Origin of the sequence: Chelatococcus sp. XZ-Ab1, from assembly GCF_029309855.1 — a bacterium.
In the GTDB taxonomy this organism is placed as follows: Bacteria; Pseudomonadota; Alphaproteobacteria; order Rhizobiales; family Beijerinckiaceae; genus Chelatococcus_A; species Chelatococcus_A sambhunathii.
Genome location: NZ_JARKII010000002.1, coordinates 133,666 through 149,846, shown reverse-complemented (window position 1 = coordinate 149,846; position 16,181 = coordinate 133,666). Strand labels below are relative to the sequence as shown.

Annotated in this window: 14 protein-coding genes; 4 read left to right on the top strand and 10 right to left on the bottom strand. The window is 68.2% G+C overall.

Annotation, left to right across the window (positions count from 1 at the left end):
- Positions 1 to 3: 3 nt before the first annotated feature.
- The 5 genes from P2T65_RS04110 to P2T65_RS04090 form a co-directional block, all read right to left on the bottom strand.
- Complete coding sequence (locus P2T65_RS04110) at positions 4 to 954, bottom strand: ABC transporter permease (protein WP_055458855.1); 951 nt, start codon at positions 952 to 954, stop codon at positions 4 to 6.
- A gap of 154 nt (positions 955 to 1,108) precedes the next feature.
- Entirely contained in the window at positions 1,109 to 2,722 is a 1,614-nt protein-coding gene (locus tag P2T65_RS04105) for an ABC transporter substrate-binding protein (RefSeq protein WP_276199260.1), read from the bottom strand.
- A 63-nt stretch (positions 2,723 to 2,785) separates the two neighbouring features.
- The gene (locus P2T65_RS04100) at positions 2,786 to 3,502 is read right to left on the bottom strand and encodes an HAD-IA family hydrolase (protein ID WP_276199259.1); all 717 of its coding nucleotides are present in this window, start codon (positions 3,500 to 3,502) and stop codon (positions 2,786 to 2,788) included.
- Between the two features lie 268 nt (positions 3,503 to 3,770).
- Positions 3,771 to 5,147, bottom strand: coding sequence for an aspartate aminotransferase family protein (locus P2T65_RS04095; RefSeq protein ID WP_071924571.1), 1,377 nt, complete (start codon positions 5,145 to 5,147; stop codon positions 3,771 to 3,773).
- 13 nt (positions 5,148 to 5,160) lie between these two features.
- Positions 5,161 to 6,015, bottom strand: coding sequence for a GNAT family N-acetyltransferase (locus P2T65_RS04090; RefSeq protein ID WP_276199258.1), 855 nt, complete (start codon positions 6,013 to 6,015; stop codon positions 5,161 to 5,163).
- Between the two features lie 322 nt (positions 6,016 to 6,337).
- Here P2T65_RS04090 and P2T65_RS04085 point away from each other — a divergent pair, with 322 nt between their 5' ends.
- Positions 6,338 to 7,006 (top strand): haloacid dehalogenase type II, encoded by a 669-nt coding sequence (locus P2T65_RS04085; RefSeq protein ID WP_276199257.1) that lies wholly within the window; start codon positions 6,338 to 6,340, stop codon positions 7,004 to 7,006.
- Positions 7,007 to 7,016: 10 nt separating this feature from the next.
- Positions 7,017 to 8,294, top strand: coding sequence for an FAD-binding oxidoreductase (locus P2T65_RS04080; RefSeq protein ID WP_055458861.1), 1,278 nt, complete (start codon positions 7,017 to 7,019; stop codon positions 8,292 to 8,294).
- A gap of 53 nt (positions 8,295 to 8,347) precedes the next feature.
- Here P2T65_RS04080 and P2T65_RS04075 read toward each other — a convergent pair whose 3' ends face one another.
- From P2T65_RS04075 to P2T65_RS04055, 5 genes are all read right to left on the bottom strand, one after another.
- Positions 8,348 to 9,811 (bottom strand): NAD-dependent succinate-semialdehyde dehydrogenase, encoded by a 1,464-nt coding sequence (locus tag P2T65_RS04075; protein ID WP_055458862.1) that lies wholly within the window; start codon positions 9,809 to 9,811, stop codon positions 8,348 to 8,350.
- A 15-nt stretch (positions 9,812 to 9,826) separates the two neighbouring features.
- Positions 9,827 to 10,870, bottom strand: a complete 1,044-nt coding sequence (locus P2T65_RS04070; protein ID WP_276199256.1) for a tartrate dehydrogenase — start codon at positions 10,868 to 10,870, stop codon at positions 9,827 to 9,829.
- 12 nt (positions 10,871 to 10,882) lie between these two features.
- Positions 10,883 to 12,346 (bottom strand): aldehyde dehydrogenase family protein, encoded by a 1,464-nt coding sequence (locus P2T65_RS04065; RefSeq protein WP_055458864.1) that lies wholly within the window; start codon positions 12,344 to 12,346, stop codon positions 10,883 to 10,885.
- A 128-nt stretch (positions 12,347 to 12,474) separates the two neighbouring features.
- Positions 12,475 to 12,828 carry a cupin domain-containing protein gene (locus P2T65_RS04060; RefSeq protein ID WP_063188508.1) on the bottom strand — a complete coding sequence of 118 codons (354 nt, stop codon included), beginning with the start codon at positions 12,826 to 12,828 and terminating at the stop codon, positions 12,475 to 12,477.
- 25 nt (positions 12,829 to 12,853) lie between these two features.
- Positions 12,854 to 13,777: a glyoxylate/hydroxypyruvate reductase A gene (locus P2T65_RS04055; RefSeq protein WP_276199255.1), complete on the bottom strand. Its 924-nt coding sequence runs from the start codon at positions 13,775 to 13,777 to the stop codon at positions 12,854 to 12,856.
- Positions 13,778 to 13,883: 106 nt separating this feature from the next.
- Between P2T65_RS04055 and P2T65_RS04050 the strand changes: the two genes are divergently transcribed.
- Entirely contained in the window at positions 13,884 to 14,882 is a 999-nt protein-coding gene (locus P2T65_RS04050) for a GNAT family N-acetyltransferase (RefSeq protein ID WP_245316396.1), read from the top strand.
- A gap of 963 nt (positions 14,883 to 15,845) precedes the next feature.
- Positions 15,846 to 16,178: a hypothetical protein gene (locus P2T65_RS04045; RefSeq protein ID WP_276199254.1), complete on the top strand. Its 333-nt coding sequence runs from the start codon at positions 15,846 to 15,848 to the stop codon at positions 16,176 to 16,178.
- The last annotated feature ends 3 nt before the right edge of the window (positions 16,179 to 16,181 follow it).

The window sequence follows — 16,181 nt, the reverse complement described above, 5'->3', positions numbered from 1 at the left end:
GGCTCAGCGCAGCTTCGGGTTCGACAGGATGGCGATGATGTCCGCCGTCGTGATCAGCAGCAGGTAGACGAAGCAGAAGATCATCGCGCAGCTCTGGATGAGTGGCAGGTCGCGCGTCGACACCGCATCGACCATCAGTTTGGCGATGCCGGGATAGTTGAAGATCGTCTCGACGATGATGACCCCGCCGAGCAGGTAGGAGAGTGACAGGGCCACGGCGTTGACAATCGGCCCGAGTGCATTGGGCAGCGCATGGCGCAGCACGATGCGCGTGCGGGACGCGCCCTTGAGCCGCGCCATCTCGACGTAAGGAGTGTTGAGCGCCTCGATGACGGCTGCCCGCGTCATGCGGATCATCTGCGCCGAGATGACGAAGCTCAGGGTGAAGACCGGCATGGCGTAGATGCGGATGAGTTCGCCGAAGGAATCGACGTTGCGCGTGATCGAGAGCGAGGGCAGCCATTTCAGCCACACGGCGAAGATCAGGACGCCCGCGGTCGCCACCATGAACTCGGGGACCGATATCACCGTGATCGTGGCCGTCGTGATGGCGCGGTCGTAGAGCGTGCCGCGCAGCATGGCCGAGGTGATGCCCAGGGCGAGCGCGATCGGCACCGAGAACAGTGCCGTGGCGGCCGCGAGCTGCAGCGAGCTCTTGAGGCGGCCACCGATCAGCTGCGCGATCGGCATGTTGTTGGCGTAGGACGTGCCGAGATCGCCCGTCACCAGGCCGCCGAGCCAATAGAAGAAGCGCAGGATCGCCGGATCGTCGAGATGCATGGCCGCGCGCAGGCCGGCCACGGCCTCGGGTGTCGCGGCCTGGCCGAGGAGAACCTCGGCCACGTCACCGGGCAGGATCTGCGTCGCGCCGAACACGACGAAGGACACCACGAAGAGGGTGAACAACGCGACGAGAAGGCGGCCGCCCAGCAGGGACAACAGGTGAGTGTTCATCGGGCGCTCCTGCAGCTGATGGCTCCAGGGAGAGTGTGACACGAGGAAGGAGGACCGGGCCACATGGGACCCGGCCCGCGAGCACCTCGTGCCGGCCGGATGCCGTCCGGCAGCGAAATGCCTTGTGCTCAACGTGCTACAAGGCAAGCAAGATTCAGGCCTCGAGCCACACGTATTCGGCGAAGGCATAGCCCATCATGCCGCCGAGCGGGTTGGGCTGGAGACCCTTTAGCTTACTGGAGATGGCGTCGACGTTCGAGATGTAGACGGGGATCGCGGTGCCTGCCTCTTCGGCGACCATCACCTGCATCTCGCCGTAGATCTCCTTGCGCTTGGCCTCGTCGAGCGAGCCGCGGGCCTCGAGGAGCATCTGGTCGAACTTCTCGGACTTGTACCGGCTCTCGTTCCACGGTGCGGTGGAGGCATAGAGCAGCGAGAACAGGATGTCCGGGGTCGGCCGCGGGTTGATGTTGCCGAAGTGGACGGGCGCCTTCAGCCAGTAGTTCGACCAATAGCCGTCGGACGGCACGCGCTGGATGTCGAACTTCATGCCGATGGCGTTGCCGGCCTGCTGAACGAGGACCGCCATGTCGATGGCCGCATTGGCCGCCTCGGAGGTGACGATGGGGATCGACTGGCCGAGGAAACCCGCTTTCTCAAAGTGGAATTTCGCCTTCTCGGGATCGAACGCCTTCGGCTTCAATTCCTTGTTGTGATAGATATTGGCGGGTGAGACGGGCTGGTCGTTGGCGATCTCCGCAAGACCGCGCAGCGCCGATTTCTGGATCTGCTCCCGGTTGAGCAGGTATTTCATGCCCGTCACGAAATCCATCTTGTCGCCCGGAGCCATGTCGAGGCGCATGTTGAGGTTCGTGTAGTTGCCGGAGGTCGTCTTCGACAGGGCGACGCCAGGCTGGCTCTCGACGAGCCTCATCGAGCGCGGGCTGATCGCGGCTGCGAGCTGGATGTCGCCGGCCAGGAGCGCGTTGACGCGGGCCGTATCCTCCGAGATCGCAAAGAATTCGAATGAATCGAGGTTTGCCCCGCCAGGCTTGAAGTAGTTCTTGTTCTTCACGCCGATCGAGCGCACGCCGGGCTCGAAGTTTTCGCAGACGAAGGCGCCCGTGCCATTCGCCTTCGAGAAATCGGTGGTGCCATCGGCGATGATCATGAAATGGTGCATCGCTAGGATGGTCGGCAGGTCGCTGTTCGGCGCCGCCAGCGTGATCTGGACCGTCAGCGGGTCGACAGCCTTGAAGTCGACCATCTGCTTGGCAATGGCGTTCACCTTCGAGCCGGTGGCCGGATCGAGATGCCGTTTCAGCGAATAGATGACGTCGGCAGAGGTGAGCGGCCGGCCGTCGTGGAAGGTCACGCCTTTCTTCAGCCTGATCGTCCAGACCTTGGCATCCTCCGTGCCGATCGCCTCGGCGAGTTCCATCTGCAGGACGCCGCCCTGGTTGAGGAAGGTGAGCCGATTGTAGAAGGCGCAGCAGCGGACATAGTCCGTCGAGAGTGAGGCCTTGGCCGGGTCGAGCGTGTCGGCGGTGGAGGACGACCAGCCGGCCGCCTTCAGGTGGCCGCCCTTGACCGGGGTATCAGCCAGCGCCGTGCTGGCGCGGGCGAGTACGAGGCTGCCGGCGGAGGCCGCGAGGCCGCCGGCCATCAACATCTGCAGGAGGTCGCGGCGGCTGGCGCCGCGGCGGATGGCATGTTCGACAAGGGCGTCGTCAGCGCCCGTCCAGCTGGAGGTGATCTTCTCGCTCACGGTCTTTCCCTTCTCTGGTTTGTCGCCGGCGTTTGCCGCCGGCTTTTTGTCCGGTTCCGCCTTTCAGGCGGCCGGTTTGGTCCCGGCGGCATCGGCGAGGCCGGCCATCGAGATGAAATGGAAGTCGGGCTCGGTGAAGCGCTCGGGCTCGATCGTGCCGCCATAGCCGGGCTGGGCATGGCGCCGCTGGATCCAGCAATTGGTGAGGCCGAGCCGGCGCGAGATGCCGATGTCGTGGTACTGGCTCTGCGCCACGTGCAGGATCTCGTCGCGCGAGCCGCCGTCCTTCTCGACGAAGGTGAAGACGTGCTCGAAGAAGGCGGGATCGGGCTTTTCCGTCCCGGTGTCGTCGACCGTGAAGCCGGCGTAGAACGGATCGCCGAGGGCGCGGGAGAAGTGCGCGAAGGCCCAGCGCTGGGCATTGGTCATGGCGATGAGCTTGTAGCGCCGCGCCAGCCGTGCGAGCGCGTCGGCGCTGTCGGGGAAGGGCCGCCAGTCCTTCACGCTGTCCCGCAGGCGCTGGCCATGGGCGGCGCCCGAGGGCAGGCCCAGCTGCGGCGCGATCACACCATAGACCCGGGCGAGGTCGTCGGGGAAATGCCCGGCATCCGGCATGTAGCGGGCGGCGCGATAAAGCGCGAGGGCCTCCTCGCCGTCGAAGGAGACGCCGGCCTCCCGGGCGATCTCCTCAAGGCAGCCGACGAGGCCGCCCTCGAAATCGATCAGCGTGCCCACGACGTCGAAGGTCATGTAGCGGAAATCGGCGAAACTCTTGGCCATGGTCCCTCCGCCTCATCCCGCGTATTGCCGGCGGGACATCCCGTGATCACCTGCAAAGCACAGTCACGTCATCGCCGCGCCGCTCAGGCGCCTCTTGCGATGCTCACGCTCTGTTCCCCTGCCGCGTCTGCGTCGGCTCTGAACGCTACTGTCTCACCGCCCGGATCGCCGGATTCGCCGAATGTCGAAAATCCGGCGGCACAAAATTCCGAATTCGCCGGCCTGGCGGAATATCGGCTGCGGCGCCGGCCGGGCCGCAGCCCCTGCCTCATGCCATCGCGGCGCGCACGTCCGGGTCGGCGAGCGTCTCGTCGAGCGTCGCCCGCGTGCGCTCGACGATGGCGTCGATCTCGGCCTCGGTGCAGCACAAGGGCGGCGCAAAGCCGAGCACGCCGTTGCCGAAGGCGCGGATGATGAGGCCGTTGTTCCAGGCCCGGTCGAAGATACGCTGCGCCGGCAGAGAGGCCGCAGGCAGAGGGGTCTTCCGCGCCTTGTCGATCACGAGCTCGACGGCGGCCAGCATACCGCGGCCGCGCACCTCGCCGACGAGCGGGTGGTCGGCGAGGCTGCGCAGCCCCTCCATCAGCCGCCTGCCGGCCTTGCGGCCGTTGTCGAGCAGCCCCCCTTCATAGAGGCGCAGCACCTCGAGTCCCACCGCGGCGCTGACCGGATGGGCGGAATAGGTATAGCCGTGGCCGATCGTCGCCGCGCCCGCCCCATCGGCGATGACATTGTAGACGTTGCTCGACATCAGTACGGCCCCCATGGGCACGTAGCCGGCGGTCAGGCCCTTGGCGGTCGTCATCAGGTCAGGGATGATGCCTTCGTCCTCGCAGGCGAAGAGCGGGCCGGTGCGCCCGAAACCCGTGATCACCTCGTCGGCGACGAAGAGGATGTCGAGCTCCCGACACAGATCGCGCATCGCCTTGATCCAGCCGGGTGGCGGCACCAGGACGCCGCCCGACCCCTGGATCGGCTCGCAATAGAAGGCGGCGACGCGCTCGGGGCCGCCGAGGGCGTCGACCTTCGCCCTGAGCGCCGCGAGCGACGCGGCGATGACGGCCGCCGGCTCGGAGCCGGCCGGATTCCGGTAGGTGTAGTGCGACGGAATCTTGTGCTGCCAGTCGTAGGGCACACCGAAGCCGGCATGGAAGACGGGCAGCGCCGTCAGCCCGGCACCGACGGTGGACGAGCCGTGATAGCCCTGCTCGATGGAGATGAACTGGTCCTTCTGCGGCTTGCCGCGCGCCTGCTGGTAATAGCGGATGAAGCGCACCGTGCTGTCGATGGCGTCGGAGCCGCCCAGCGTGAAATAGACATGGTCGAGATCGCCGGGGGCCCGCTCGGCGAGCGCCGCCGCGAGCCGGATGGCCGGTTCGGAGCCGAGGCCGAAGTAGCCTGTCGCGTAGGGCAGTTCCCGCATCTGGTTGGCGGCGGCCTCGACGATGCTGTCGTGGCCATAGCCGGCATTGACGCACCACAGCCCGGCAAAGCCGTCGATGAGCTGGCGGCCGGTCGCGTCGGTGACGGTCGCGCCCTTGGCGGAGCGCAGCACGCGGACTCCGGCCTTCTCGTGGCCGCGATAGGAGGCGACCGGGTGGACCCAGTGGGCGCGATCGAGCTCGATCAGCGAATTGCTCAACATGACGGTTCTCCGGTTATCCGAGCGCCTGGCTGGCGAGGGCGAAGGGCTTGCAAGGGGCCGACGGACCGGGCCGCGCGGGCCCGGTGCACATGGCGATGCCGCCGCCCACCTCCTCGAGGCCGCAGGCGGAGAGCCAGGGCGAAAGGTGCGTGAGCGCGGGCGTGTCGACGCGCAGGAAGGCGCCGGGGCGGGCCGCCATCAGAAAGGCGATCAGGGCCTGCGCCTCCTCTTCGCTGCCGGCGATCACCGGCCCGATCACCTCGCCGCGCCCGAAGGGACGCAGCACGCCGTAGCCCGCAACCTGCCCGTCGGCAGCGCGCAGGACGGCCATGCGCCCCGCTTCGGCGAGGAGGTGCAGCAAGGGGCCCCGGTCCATGCCGAGGGCGAGACGATCGAGCGCGGCGATCGCCGCCAGGTCTCCGGCGCCGGCCCAGGCGACCCGGCCACTTTGCGGCATCGCAACCGCTGCGATCCCGTCGGGCACGCCTTGGTGCTGGCGGATCTCGTGCGTCGCGCGGAAGCCGAGCTTTTCATAGAGCGGCAGCCCCTCCGCGGTCGCGATGAGGCGGCATTCCAGCGGGCCGGCGGCGGCGAGGGCCCTGTCCATCAGCCGCCGGCCGAGGCCGCAGCCGCGCATCGCTGCTGCAACGATGACCATGTTGATGGTCGCGGCGGTGTCGCCGAAGGGCGTCATCATCGCCGTGCCGACGACGGCGCCGTCCTGCAAGGCGACGAAGCCGCGGCTGAGCGACAGGACCATTGCCCAGTCCTCGCGTCGATGCGGCCAGTTTGCCTCCCGCGACAGGACGTGGGCGCCGTCGAGATGGCTTTCGTCGAAAATCGCGAGGTCGATGGTGTCCTGCTTCATGTGCCTCGGTCCGTTTCACTTGCTCCATGAATAAGACGGGCACAGGCGCAGTTGCTCTTGTGGATCGGCACTGAGCGACATCTTCGGCCGAAGGAGCGGGCGGGGACCGCATGGAATGCCAAAGTCCTCCGGCACTGGGATAGGCGAAGGGCCCCCTCCGGCAGGCCGGCGGCGGTGACCGGCGCAACTGTCTGCCAAAGGCCGAGAGGCAGACGGCACTTTGTGCTCCCCAGCGGCGGCAATGCGGTGCCCGGGGCCGGATCCGCCCGGACTATGATCGGTGTGGGAGCGAACCGACCTTTCGCCAGCAGGGAATGAACCCATGAGCGCCTTCAAGCCCAAATACGTCACCTTCGATTGCTACGGCACGCTGATCTACTTCGCCATGGCCGATGCCGCGCGCACGCTTTACGGCGAGAGGCTTAACGAGCCGCGCATGCAGCAGTTCCTCGCCGATTTCGCCGCCTATCGGCTCGACGAGGTGCTCGGCGCCTGGAAGCCGTATGAGGAAGTGGTCTACAACGCGCTCGCGCGGACCTGTCGCAGGAACGATGTCGCCTTCCGCCCGGAAGATGCGCGCTGGGTCTACGAGCAGGTCCCGACCTGGGGGCCGCATCCGGACGTGCCGGCCGGCCTCGCGAAGGTGGCCAAGGAAATCCCGCTCGTTATCCTCTCGAACGCGATGGATGCGCAGATCCCGTCCAATGTCGCCAAGCTCGGCGCGCCGTTCCATGCCGTCTACACGGCCGAGCAGGCCGGCGCCTACAAGCCGCGCTTCAAGGCCTTCGAATACATGTTCGACATGCTGGGCTGCGGGCCGGAGGACATCGTGCACTGCTCGTCCTCGTTCCGCTACGATCTCATGTCGGCACACGATCTCGGCATCACGCACAAGGTCTGGGTGAACCGCGGCCACGAGCCGGCGAACCCCTACTACGGCTACGTCGAGATCAAGAACATCTCGGGACTTCCCGGCGTCTTCGGCCTGTGAGGCTCAGCCCATGCAGTTCCGGTCCTACTGGCACGACACGGCGCCGCCCTTCGCGGGCGCAGCCTCCGGCCCGGTCGAGGGCGCCTATGACGTCGCCGTCGTCGGCGGCGGCTTCACGGGGCTCGCTGCCGCGCGTGCGCTCGCGATGGCGGGTGCAAAAGTCGTGGTGCTGGAGGCCGGCACCGTCGGTTGCGGCGCCTCCGGCCGCAACGGCGGCCATCTCAACAACGGCCTCGCGCACAGCTTCATCGCCGCCAAGGCGGCGCTGGGGACCGAGCGGGCGATCGCGCTCTACAAAGCCTTCGACGATGCGGTCGACACGATCGAGCGCCTCGTCGCCGAGGAGGGCATCGATTGCGCCTTCCGCCGCGCCGGCAAGCTGAAGCTCGCCTCCAAGCCCGGGCATCTCGACGCGATCGCGCGCAACTTCGAGGCGGTGCATCGCGAGGTCGATCCCGACACGGCCCTCCTCGGCCGGGCGGATCTTGCCGGCGAGATCGGCTCCGACGGCTTCCACGGCGCCATGCTCTCGAAGAAGAGCGCCATGATGCACATGGGTCGCTTCGTCACCGGCATGGCCGACGCGGCCGTGCGGTACGGCGCGGTGATCCACGAACATGCGCCCGTGACCGCACGGCGGGAGAAGGGCGGTCGGCATCTCCTCGGCACGCCGCGCGGCAGCCTTTCGGCCAGGGAGGTGCTGCTGGCGACAGGGGCCTACACGAGCGGGCCCTTCGCCTGGTTCCGGCGGCGCATCATCGCGGTGGGCAGCTTCATCATCGCGACGCGGCCATTGAGCGAGGCCGAGATCGCGGCGACCATGCCGGGCAACCGCACCGCGGTGACCTCGCTCAACATCGGCAACTACTTCCGCCTCGCGCCCGACAACCGCCTGATCTTCGGCGGGCGCGCGCGTTTCTCGGCCACCTCCGATGAGGCGTCCGATGCAATGAGCGGCGCCATCCTGCGGGCGAGCCTTGCACGCATCTTCCCCCAGCTGGCCGATGTCGAGATCGACTATTGCTGGGGCGGCCTCGTCGACATGACCAGGGACCGCTATCCCCGCGCCGGCCGTACCGACGGCGTCTGGTATGCCATGGGCTATTCCGGCCACGGCGCGCAGTTGTCGACGCATCTGGGCATGATCATGGCCGATGCGATCCTCGGCCGGTCCGACCGCAATCCCCTGAAGGACCTCGCCTGGCCGGCGGTGCCCGGCCATTTCGGCAAGCCCTGGTTCCTGCCGCTGGTCGGGCTCTATTACAAGATGCTCGACCGCATCCAGTAGGCACATGATGCTGCAGGCGCCGGGAGGATCCCCCCGGCGCCTTTTCCATGCGCTCAGGCAAGGCCGCCCATGTGGAAGGCCTTGACCTCAAGATATTCCTCGATGCCGAGCTGCGAGCCCTCGCGGCCGAGGCCGGACTGCTTGACGCCGCCGAAGGGCGCGACCTCCATCGAGATGGCGCCGGTGTTGAGCCCCACCATGCCGAATTCGAGCGCCTCGCCGACGCGCCAGGAGCGCCGCAGGTCCTGCGTGAAGAAATAGGCCGCGAGCCCGAAGGGCGTTCCGTTGGCGATCCCGATCGCCTCCTCCTCGTGGCGGAAGCGGAAGAGCGGCGCCACCGGCCCGAAGGTCTCCTCGCTCGCGAGCAGCATATCGGTGCTGGCGTCGCCGAGCACGGTCGGGGACGCGTATTGCGGCCCGTCCGGCACCTCGGCGGCGCTCGCGAGCCGCCGGGCGCCCTTGGCGAGCGCGTCCGCGACGTGGCGCTCGATCTTCTCGATCGCGGCGGCATTGATCATCGGGCCGATGGCGACGCCCTCCTGCGTGCCGGGGCCGACCTTCATCGCCGCGACCTTGGCCGACAGCTTCTCGGCGAACCGGTCGTAGATGCCGTCCTGCACGAGGATGCGGTTGGCGCAGACGCAGGTCTGGCCGCCGTTGCGGAACTTCGAGGCGAGGACGCCCTCGATGGCGAGGTCGAGATCGGCATCGTCGAAGACGATGAAGGGCGCATTGCCGCCGAGCTCCAGGCTGAGCCGCTTGATGCTGTCGGCCGCCTGGCGCATGAGCAGGGCGCCGACGCGCGTCGAGCCGGTGAAGGAGAGCTTGCGCACCGCGGGGTTGCCGGTCAGTTCCGCCCCGATCGGCGTCGGCATGCCGGTGACGATGTTGATCACGCCCGCCGGAATGCCCGCGCGCTCGGCGAGCACGCCGAGCGCCAGCGCCGAGAAGGGGGTCAGCTCCGAGGGCTTGATGACCACCGTGCAGCCGGCGGCGAGCGCCGGGGCGACCTTGCGGGTGATCATTGCATTGGGGAAGTTCCAGGGCGTGACGATGCCGCAGACGCCCACCGGCTGCTTGAGCACCACGATGCGCCGGTCCGCCGTCGGGGCAGGGATCGTCGTGCCGTAGATGCGGCGCGCCTCCTCGGCGAACCATTTGACGAAGGAGGCGCCGTAGCGGATCTCGCCCCGCGCTTCGGCAAGAGGCTTACCCTGCTCGCGCGTCAGGATCAGCGCGAGGTCCTCCAGATGCTCCAGCATCAGCGCGTGCCACGCCTCCAGCAGCGCGGCGCGCTCGGCGGGCGTCCTGGCACGCCAGGGCTCGAAGGCGGCGGCCGCCGCCTCGATCGCGGCGCGGGTCTCCTCGGCGCCGGCATCGGGCACCGTGCCGAGCACCGACTGCGTGGCCGGGTCGATCACATCGAGCGTCCGGCCGGCGGAGGCTCCGCTCCAGCGGCCCCCGACGAGGCAGGCCTCCCGGACGAGGCCGGGATCGCGAAGGCCTTCGATGGTCATGTCGTTCGTCTCCTGTCAGGCGAGTGCCGCGAGCACGGCGGCGGTGATCTCGGTGGTGCGGTGCTTGCCGGGCTCTGTGCCGATGCCGCGTGCGGTCGCAGCTTCGATGGCGGCCATGACGGCCGCCGCTGCGGACCGCTCGCCCAGATGCTCCAGCATCATCGCCCCGGACCAGATCGCCGCGATCGGATTGGCGATGCCGAGATGGGCGATGTCCGGCGCCGAGCCGTGCACCGGCTCGAACATCGACGGGGCGGTGCGGTCCGGATTGATGTTGGCCGAGGCGGCGAAGCCGAGCCCGCCCTGGATGGCGGCGCCGAGATCGGTCAGGATGTCGCCGAACAGGTTGGAAGCGACGACGACGTCGAGGCTCTCCGGCGCCATCACCATCCGCGCCGCCATCGCGTCGATGTGGTAGTTCGTGACCGTGACGTCCGGATAGTCGGCGGCGAGCCGCGTCGTGACCTCGTCCCAGAACACCATGGAATGCTTCTGGGCATTCGATTTGGTCACCGAGGCAAGCTTGCCCCGCCGCCGGCGCGCCTCTTCGAAGCCGAAGCGCAGGATGCGCTCCACCCCCTTGCGCGTGAAGATCGACGTCTCCACCGCGACCTCGTCGTCCGTGCCGTTGTGGACGCGGCCGCCGGCCCCGGAATACTCGCCCTCGGTGTTCTCGCGGATACAGAGGATGTCGAAGGCGCCTGCGCGCAGCGGCCCCTCGACGCCCGGCAGCAGGCGGTGCGGCCGGAAATTGGCATATTGCACGAAGGCCTTGCGGATCGGCAGCAGCAGCCCGTGCAGCGAGACCGCATCGGGCACGCGCGCCGGCCAGCCGACCGCGCCGAGCAGGATGGCGTCGAAGCTGCGCAGGGTCTCGATGCCATCCGCCGGCATCATCGTGCCCGTCCGCTCGTAGAAGTCGCAGGACCAGGGAAAGGTCGTGCCTTCAAGGGAAAAACCGGCGCCGCGCGCCGCCTTGCCCAGCACCTCCCAGGCGGCTTCGGTGACGGGCACACCGATGCCATCACCCGGAATGAGGGCGATCTTGTAGGATTTCACTGGTCTTCCTCCTCAGATGGCGATAAGGACGCTCTTCGACCTGCGGTTCGCGAGATAGGCCTCGCGGCCGAGGTCCTTGCCGAGCCCCGATTGCTTGTAGCCGCCGGTCGGCAGGATGTGGTCGCGCGAGCGGCCATAGCGGTTGATCCACACCGTGCCGGCCTCCAGCCGGCCGCTCAGGCGCAGCGCGCGCGACAGGTCCCGCGTATAGAGGCCGGCGCAGAGGCCGTAGGTCGGATGATCGGCAAGCGCGAGCGCCTCCTCTTCCTCGCGGAAGGTTTGGACGGTGAGCACCGGCCCGAAGATTTCCTCCGCGACGGCCCGGGAGTTGGCGTCGACACCGTCGATGAGGGTCGGGGCATAGAAATAGCCCGGCCGGTCGAGGCACTCCCCGCCGAAGCGGCACTGGGCGCCCTGCGCGAGGGTGGCATCCACGATGCTCTTTATGCGGCCGAGCTGGCGCGCGGAGACGATCGGCGCATAGCCCGTGGCCTCGTCCCAGGTCGGGCCGGGCCGGATCGCCGCCATATGCTTGGTGATCAACCCGATGAGCTCATCCGCGACGGTTGCCTCAACGATGAGCCGGGAGCCCGCGACGCAGACCTGGCCGGCATTGGCGAGGATGCTGCGGGCGATGGCGCCGGCGGCGAGCGCAAGGTCAGCGTCGGCGAAGACGAGCTGCGGGCTCTTGCCGCCGAGCTCCAGCGTCATCGGCTTGATGCCGGTGCGCGCGACATTCTCCATGATCGCCGCCCCGGCGCCCGTCGAGCCGGTGAAGCTGATCTTGGCGATGTCGGGATGGCTGGTGATCGCCGCGCCGGTGGTGCGCCCGTCGCCGAGCACGACGTTGATCAGCCCCGCCGGCAATCCCGCCCGCACCGACAGCTCGGCCATGAAAAGCGTGGCGAAGGGCGTCATCTCCGACGGCTTGAGCACCACGGCATTGCCGGCGGCGAGAGCTGGGCCGAGCTTCCACGCGGCCATCGAGATCGGGAAGTTCCACGGCGTGATGGCGCCGATGACGCCATAGGGCTCCGTCGCGATCATGCCGACGCTGTCGGCGGCGGTGGGGGCGAGGTCGCCCCCTTCCTTGTCGGCGAATTCCGCGAAGAAGCGGATCTGCTCGACCGTGATCGGAATGTCGACCCTGATCAGCTCCGCGACCGGCCGGGTCGACGCCACCGCCTCCAGCCGCGCCAGCGTCATCGCCTCGGCCGCGATGAGATCGGCCCAGCGGTGGAGGGCATCGACGCGCTCGCGCGGCCGCACCCGGCCCCAGCCGCTGGTCGCGAGGGCCATTCTGGCGGCGCCGACGGCGCGATCGACGATGCCGGCATCGGCGACCGGACAACTGGCGAAGGCCACGCCGTCTGAGGGGCGGTGAAGCGTGATGCCATCGGCCGCGGCCACGCGCTCGCCGCCGATGAAATGGACCTGCGGCATGATGACCGCGGCAGGATCGAAACTCAGCGACAAGGGCTCATCTCCGGATGCGGCCGCAAGCCTCACATGCCGCGGTCCGCAGGTGCGATCGGAAGGACGGGCTGGCTCGACGGGAAATCCCGTTCGCCGCGCCCGTGACGGAGAAACCTGCCGCCACGCGTTCAGCCGACGACGACGTAGATCTTGCGCACGGTCTCGATGGTCTTCCACACGCCGACATAGCCGGGCTTCATGACGAAGCTGTCGCCGGCACGGAAGATGCGCGGTGCCTTACCCTCTTCCGTGAGCTCGACGACGCCTGACAGGATGTAGCAGAACTCGAAGGTCTCACCCTTGATGGAGCGGGTCTCGCCGGGCGTCGCCTCCCAGATGCCGGTCTTGACGGTGTCGTCGCGGGAGGCGTCCTGTGCCCAGGTCTTGAAGGCGGGATCGCCGGCGATGAGCCGGTCGGGCGCCGGCCTGCTGTGCCTGGGCTCGTCGGTCGGGGCAAGATCGAGCTGAACGAGAAGGGACATGGGTCAACCTTTCCTGGTGGGGGTGTCAGTAGCCGCGGCCGCGGTCGACGAGGCCGATGAGCGGCAGGCCGGCCCGGTGGCGGCGGATGTTGTCGATGACGGCCTTGGCCGCCGGCGCGGCCTCGACCTTGCTCGCGATGTGCGGCGTCAGGATCACCCCGGGGTGGTTCCAGAGCCGGTGATCCGCCGGCAGCGGCTCCGGGTCGGTGACGTCGAGGACGGCGCCCGACAGGTGGCCGCTGTCGAGCGCCTCGATGAGGGCCGCCTGGTCGAGATGCTGGCCGCGCCCGACATGGACGAGCCCGGCACCGGCGGGGAGCCGCGAAAAGAGATCGGCGTCGAGGATGCCGACGGTTTCCGGGGTGAGGGGCAGCAGGCAGATCAGGATGTTGGTTTCGGCGAGGAGGGCGGCCAGGCCCTCCTTGCCGTGGAACGAGCGGATGCCGTCGAGCGACCGCGGCGAGCGGCTCCAGCCCGCGATCGGGAAACCGAAGGGCTTCAGTCGTTCGATGACGGCCGAGCCCATCATGCCGAGGCCGAGCACGCCGACGCGTCGTTGCGTTGCCGGGAGGAGGTCGTGCGCCTGCCAGCGCGCCTCCTTCTGCTGGGTGATATAGAGCGGCAACTGCCGATGCAGGGCGAGCACGCCGAGCGTGACATATTCCTGCATCATGCGCGTGATGCCCTCCTCGACCATGCGCACCACGAGGACGTGCGGGGGCAGGGCATCCGTGTTCAGCTGGTCGATGCCGGCGCCGATCGAGAACAGGATCTCGAGGCTGGAGAAGCGGCCGAGATCGTCCGGCGCCGTCCAGGTGATCAGGTAGCGCACGTCGGCGGGATCGAAGGCGTCGCCGTTCCGCACGAAGCGGATGTCGGGGAGTTCCTCAGCAAAACGCACCGCGAACACCCTGGCGCGCTCCTCGGTGGAGTTGAAGAGGAAGGTCAAGAGGCGTTCTCCGGCAACATCGGGATATCGTTGGCGCGAACAAGATAGGCCGGGCGCAGCGGCCGTCCCTTCGTTTGTGTGCGCGCCGACGGTCGAACCTGCCGAAATGCCGCGGAAGAACAGTGCTTCCTGTCGAGAGAATGGTTTAGAAAGAGCTCTGGGCTGGTGGCCCGATCGTTCCCGCCCGCGCGGCGGGGACTCGCCGGAGCTTTCGATTTTGGAGACCGACGTTCAACTGCAGCTGGATGCCTTCGAGGTCACCCTGCGCGATATCGCGGTAGTGGGCATCGACCAGCTGCACGCCCTGTCCGTCGCGGTCGGCTGGCCCCATCGTGAGAGCGACTGGCGCATGCTGCTCGACCTGGGACGGGGCATCGCGGCCGTCGACGAGATCGGCCGCGTGGTCGGCTCTGTCATGTGGTTCCGCTATGCACCGGACTTCGTCAAGGTCGGCATGCTGATTACGTCGCCGCGCCTGCAGGAGCAGGGTGCCGGACGCTGGCTGATGCAGCGCGTGCACGAGCTGAACAAGGGGTCGGTGTTCGGCCTCACGGCGACGCGTGCGGCGAGGCGGCTCTATCGCTCGCTGGGTTATGGCCATGAGCAGAAGGTCCTGCAGTGCCAGGGCCGGGCCGTTGTGCCCGCGGATGTGCGGGCCGTCGTCGCGGGCAGCCTCAGGCCCGTCCGCCCGGCGGATCACGATGCGCTGCTCGATCTCGACCGGGCGGCGGTGGGCTGCGACCGGTCCGCCATGTTCCGCCGGCTGCTGCCGCTATCGACGGGTCACGTGCTTGTCCGCAACGGCGAGACGGTCGCCTTCGCGCTCTGCCGCCAGTTCGGGCGCGGCCATGTCATCGGTCCGGTGATCGCTGCCACCGAGGAGGACGCGATTGCCGTCGCGATGCCGCATGTCGAAGCTCACGCCGGCGGTTTCCTGCGCGCCGATACGCCGGCCGCCAACGCGGCCTTTACCGGCTTTCTCGCCGCCGCCGGCATGCAGGTCCATGACACGGTGACATCGATGGGGCTTGGTCGCGCACCCTTCAGGCCGGCGAGCGCCGATGGCCCGCGCCGCATGGCGCTCGCCAGTCACACACTCGGCTGAGGCGCCGATCGTCGCGACCGGCTCGCAGGACGCGAGGCAGGGCTGCATCGCATCTGTGCGACGTTAGGACGGGGCCCGGCACAGGCGCGGATCGAGATCGTCACGCAGCGCGTCGGAGGCTCATACAAGATCGATCATCGCCGGATCCGGGCGCAATTGACGATCGGGGTCGGGCCGTTAGCGTCCGTCGCCGCCATCCTGGCAGTATGGGTTGCGCCGACGGCGATCTCTCCCCTGGCGCTCGGCCGCTCGATGGCCGCGAGGTGGAAATCGACGGGACGGGCGCCGATGGCGCAGCCGCCGGGCAGCGAGATAGGGCCTCTCCGAGCCGGGCCGCGAGCGGCCCGAGCATGCGGAAAGAGGCCCACATCTTGCGGACGTAGATTGCTTCGGTGTTGGTCAGCGAGCCGGAGGAAATCGAGAGTACGCGGGATGGGCCCACGTCCATCGCGGTGCCGAGCCGGCGCAGCAGGGCTAGCATCGTATGCAGGTCGGCAGCATCCGCAACATTGCTCAACGTGAGCGATTGGCCGCCGAGGAGGCTAGCCGCCAGCACCGGCAGGGCGGCGTTCTTCGCGCCGGGACCTGGACGGTACCCTCCAGGCGCACGCCGCCGATGATCTCGTGTCTGTCCAAGGCGCATGCCTTCCTGCGGGGCAGGCCGGCCGACCCCGCCAAGCGGATCGGAGAGAGCCCGTTGTCAACCAGTTGCGGTCTTCTTTCGAGCACTTCGTCACGCCAGCGGGGTCGTTGCGGGGAGGGGGTTGTGCACGGCATCCTTGGTTCAAGCCGCTTGGAGTCGATGACCCATCCCGTGAAAGTCCGTTGCGTCGGTTCTCCGCGCAGTTTACTCCGGTATCATAGTGGTTATGGAGCGGTGGCATGACCAGGGCAGGCCTGATCGGCCATACCGAACGCCGCAGCCTCAAGTACCGGAACCTCGAGAAGCTTCTGGGCGAGTAGATGCTGCGCGCGCTCGTACGGGGACAGGAGAAGGTGATTGGCACCGTCTGGGCGGTGCTGCCGTCGCTCCAGCGGGTCATCCCGCTGGCAAGCTCCATCGCCGCGCGGGGACATCGTGGCGAACGTCACCGCTGCAGCCCGGCCGCGGCCCGAGCAGCTCTCGAAAAGGCGACATTCCAGGTCAAGCTCGCCATCTTCGTGGTGCAGGGCCTGTCGCCGGCCGAGGCCGAGCAGGCCTCGCGCGCGTCCGGCGAAGACCTGCCTGCGGTGACGGCGGCGGCTTTCGAGGGAAGGTCACAGCAGCCCGCCGATGCCCCGAAGGACGAGAGCTGATGG

Excerpts from the sequence above, each read along its gene's own strand:
- P2T65_RS04110 (WP_055458855.1), bottom strand. The coding sequence starts at position 954 with ATGAACACTCACCTGTTGTCCCTGCTGGGCGGCCGCCTTCTCGTCGCG.
- P2T65_RS04100 (WP_276199259.1), bottom strand. The coding sequence starts at position 3,502 with ATGGCCAAGAGTTTCGCCGATTTCCGCTACATGACCTTCGACGTCGTG.
- P2T65_RS04095 (WP_071924571.1), bottom strand. The coding sequence starts at position 5,147 with ATGTTGAGCAATTCGCTGATCGAGCTCGATCGCGCCCACTGGGTCCAC.
- P2T65_RS04090 (WP_276199258.1), bottom strand. The coding sequence starts at position 6,015 with ATGAAGCAGGACACCATCGACCTCGCGATTTTCGACGAAAGCCATCTC.
- P2T65_RS04085 (WP_276199257.1), top strand. The coding sequence starts at position 6,338 with ATGAGCGCCTTCAAGCCCAAATACGTCACCTTCGATTGCTACGGCACG.
- P2T65_RS04080 (WP_055458861.1), top strand. The coding sequence starts at position 7,017 with ATGCAGTTCCGGTCCTACTGGCACGACACGGCGCCGCCCTTCGCGGGC.
- P2T65_RS04075 (WP_055458862.1), bottom strand. The coding sequence starts at position 9,811 with ATGACCATCGAAGGCCTTCGCGATCCCGGCCTCGTCCGGGAGGCCTGC.
- P2T65_RS04060 (WP_063188508.1), bottom strand. The coding sequence starts at position 12,828 with ATGTCCCTTCTCGTTCAGCTCGATCTTGCCCCGACCGACGAGCCCAGG.
- P2T65_RS04050 (WP_245316396.1), top strand. The coding sequence starts at position 13,884 with ATGCCGCGGAAGAACAGTGCTTCCTGTCGAGAGAATGGTTTAGAAAGA.
- P2T65_RS04045 (WP_276199254.1), top strand. The coding sequence starts at position 15,846 with ATGCTGCGCGCGCTCGTACGGGGACAGGAGAAGGTGATTGGCACCGTC.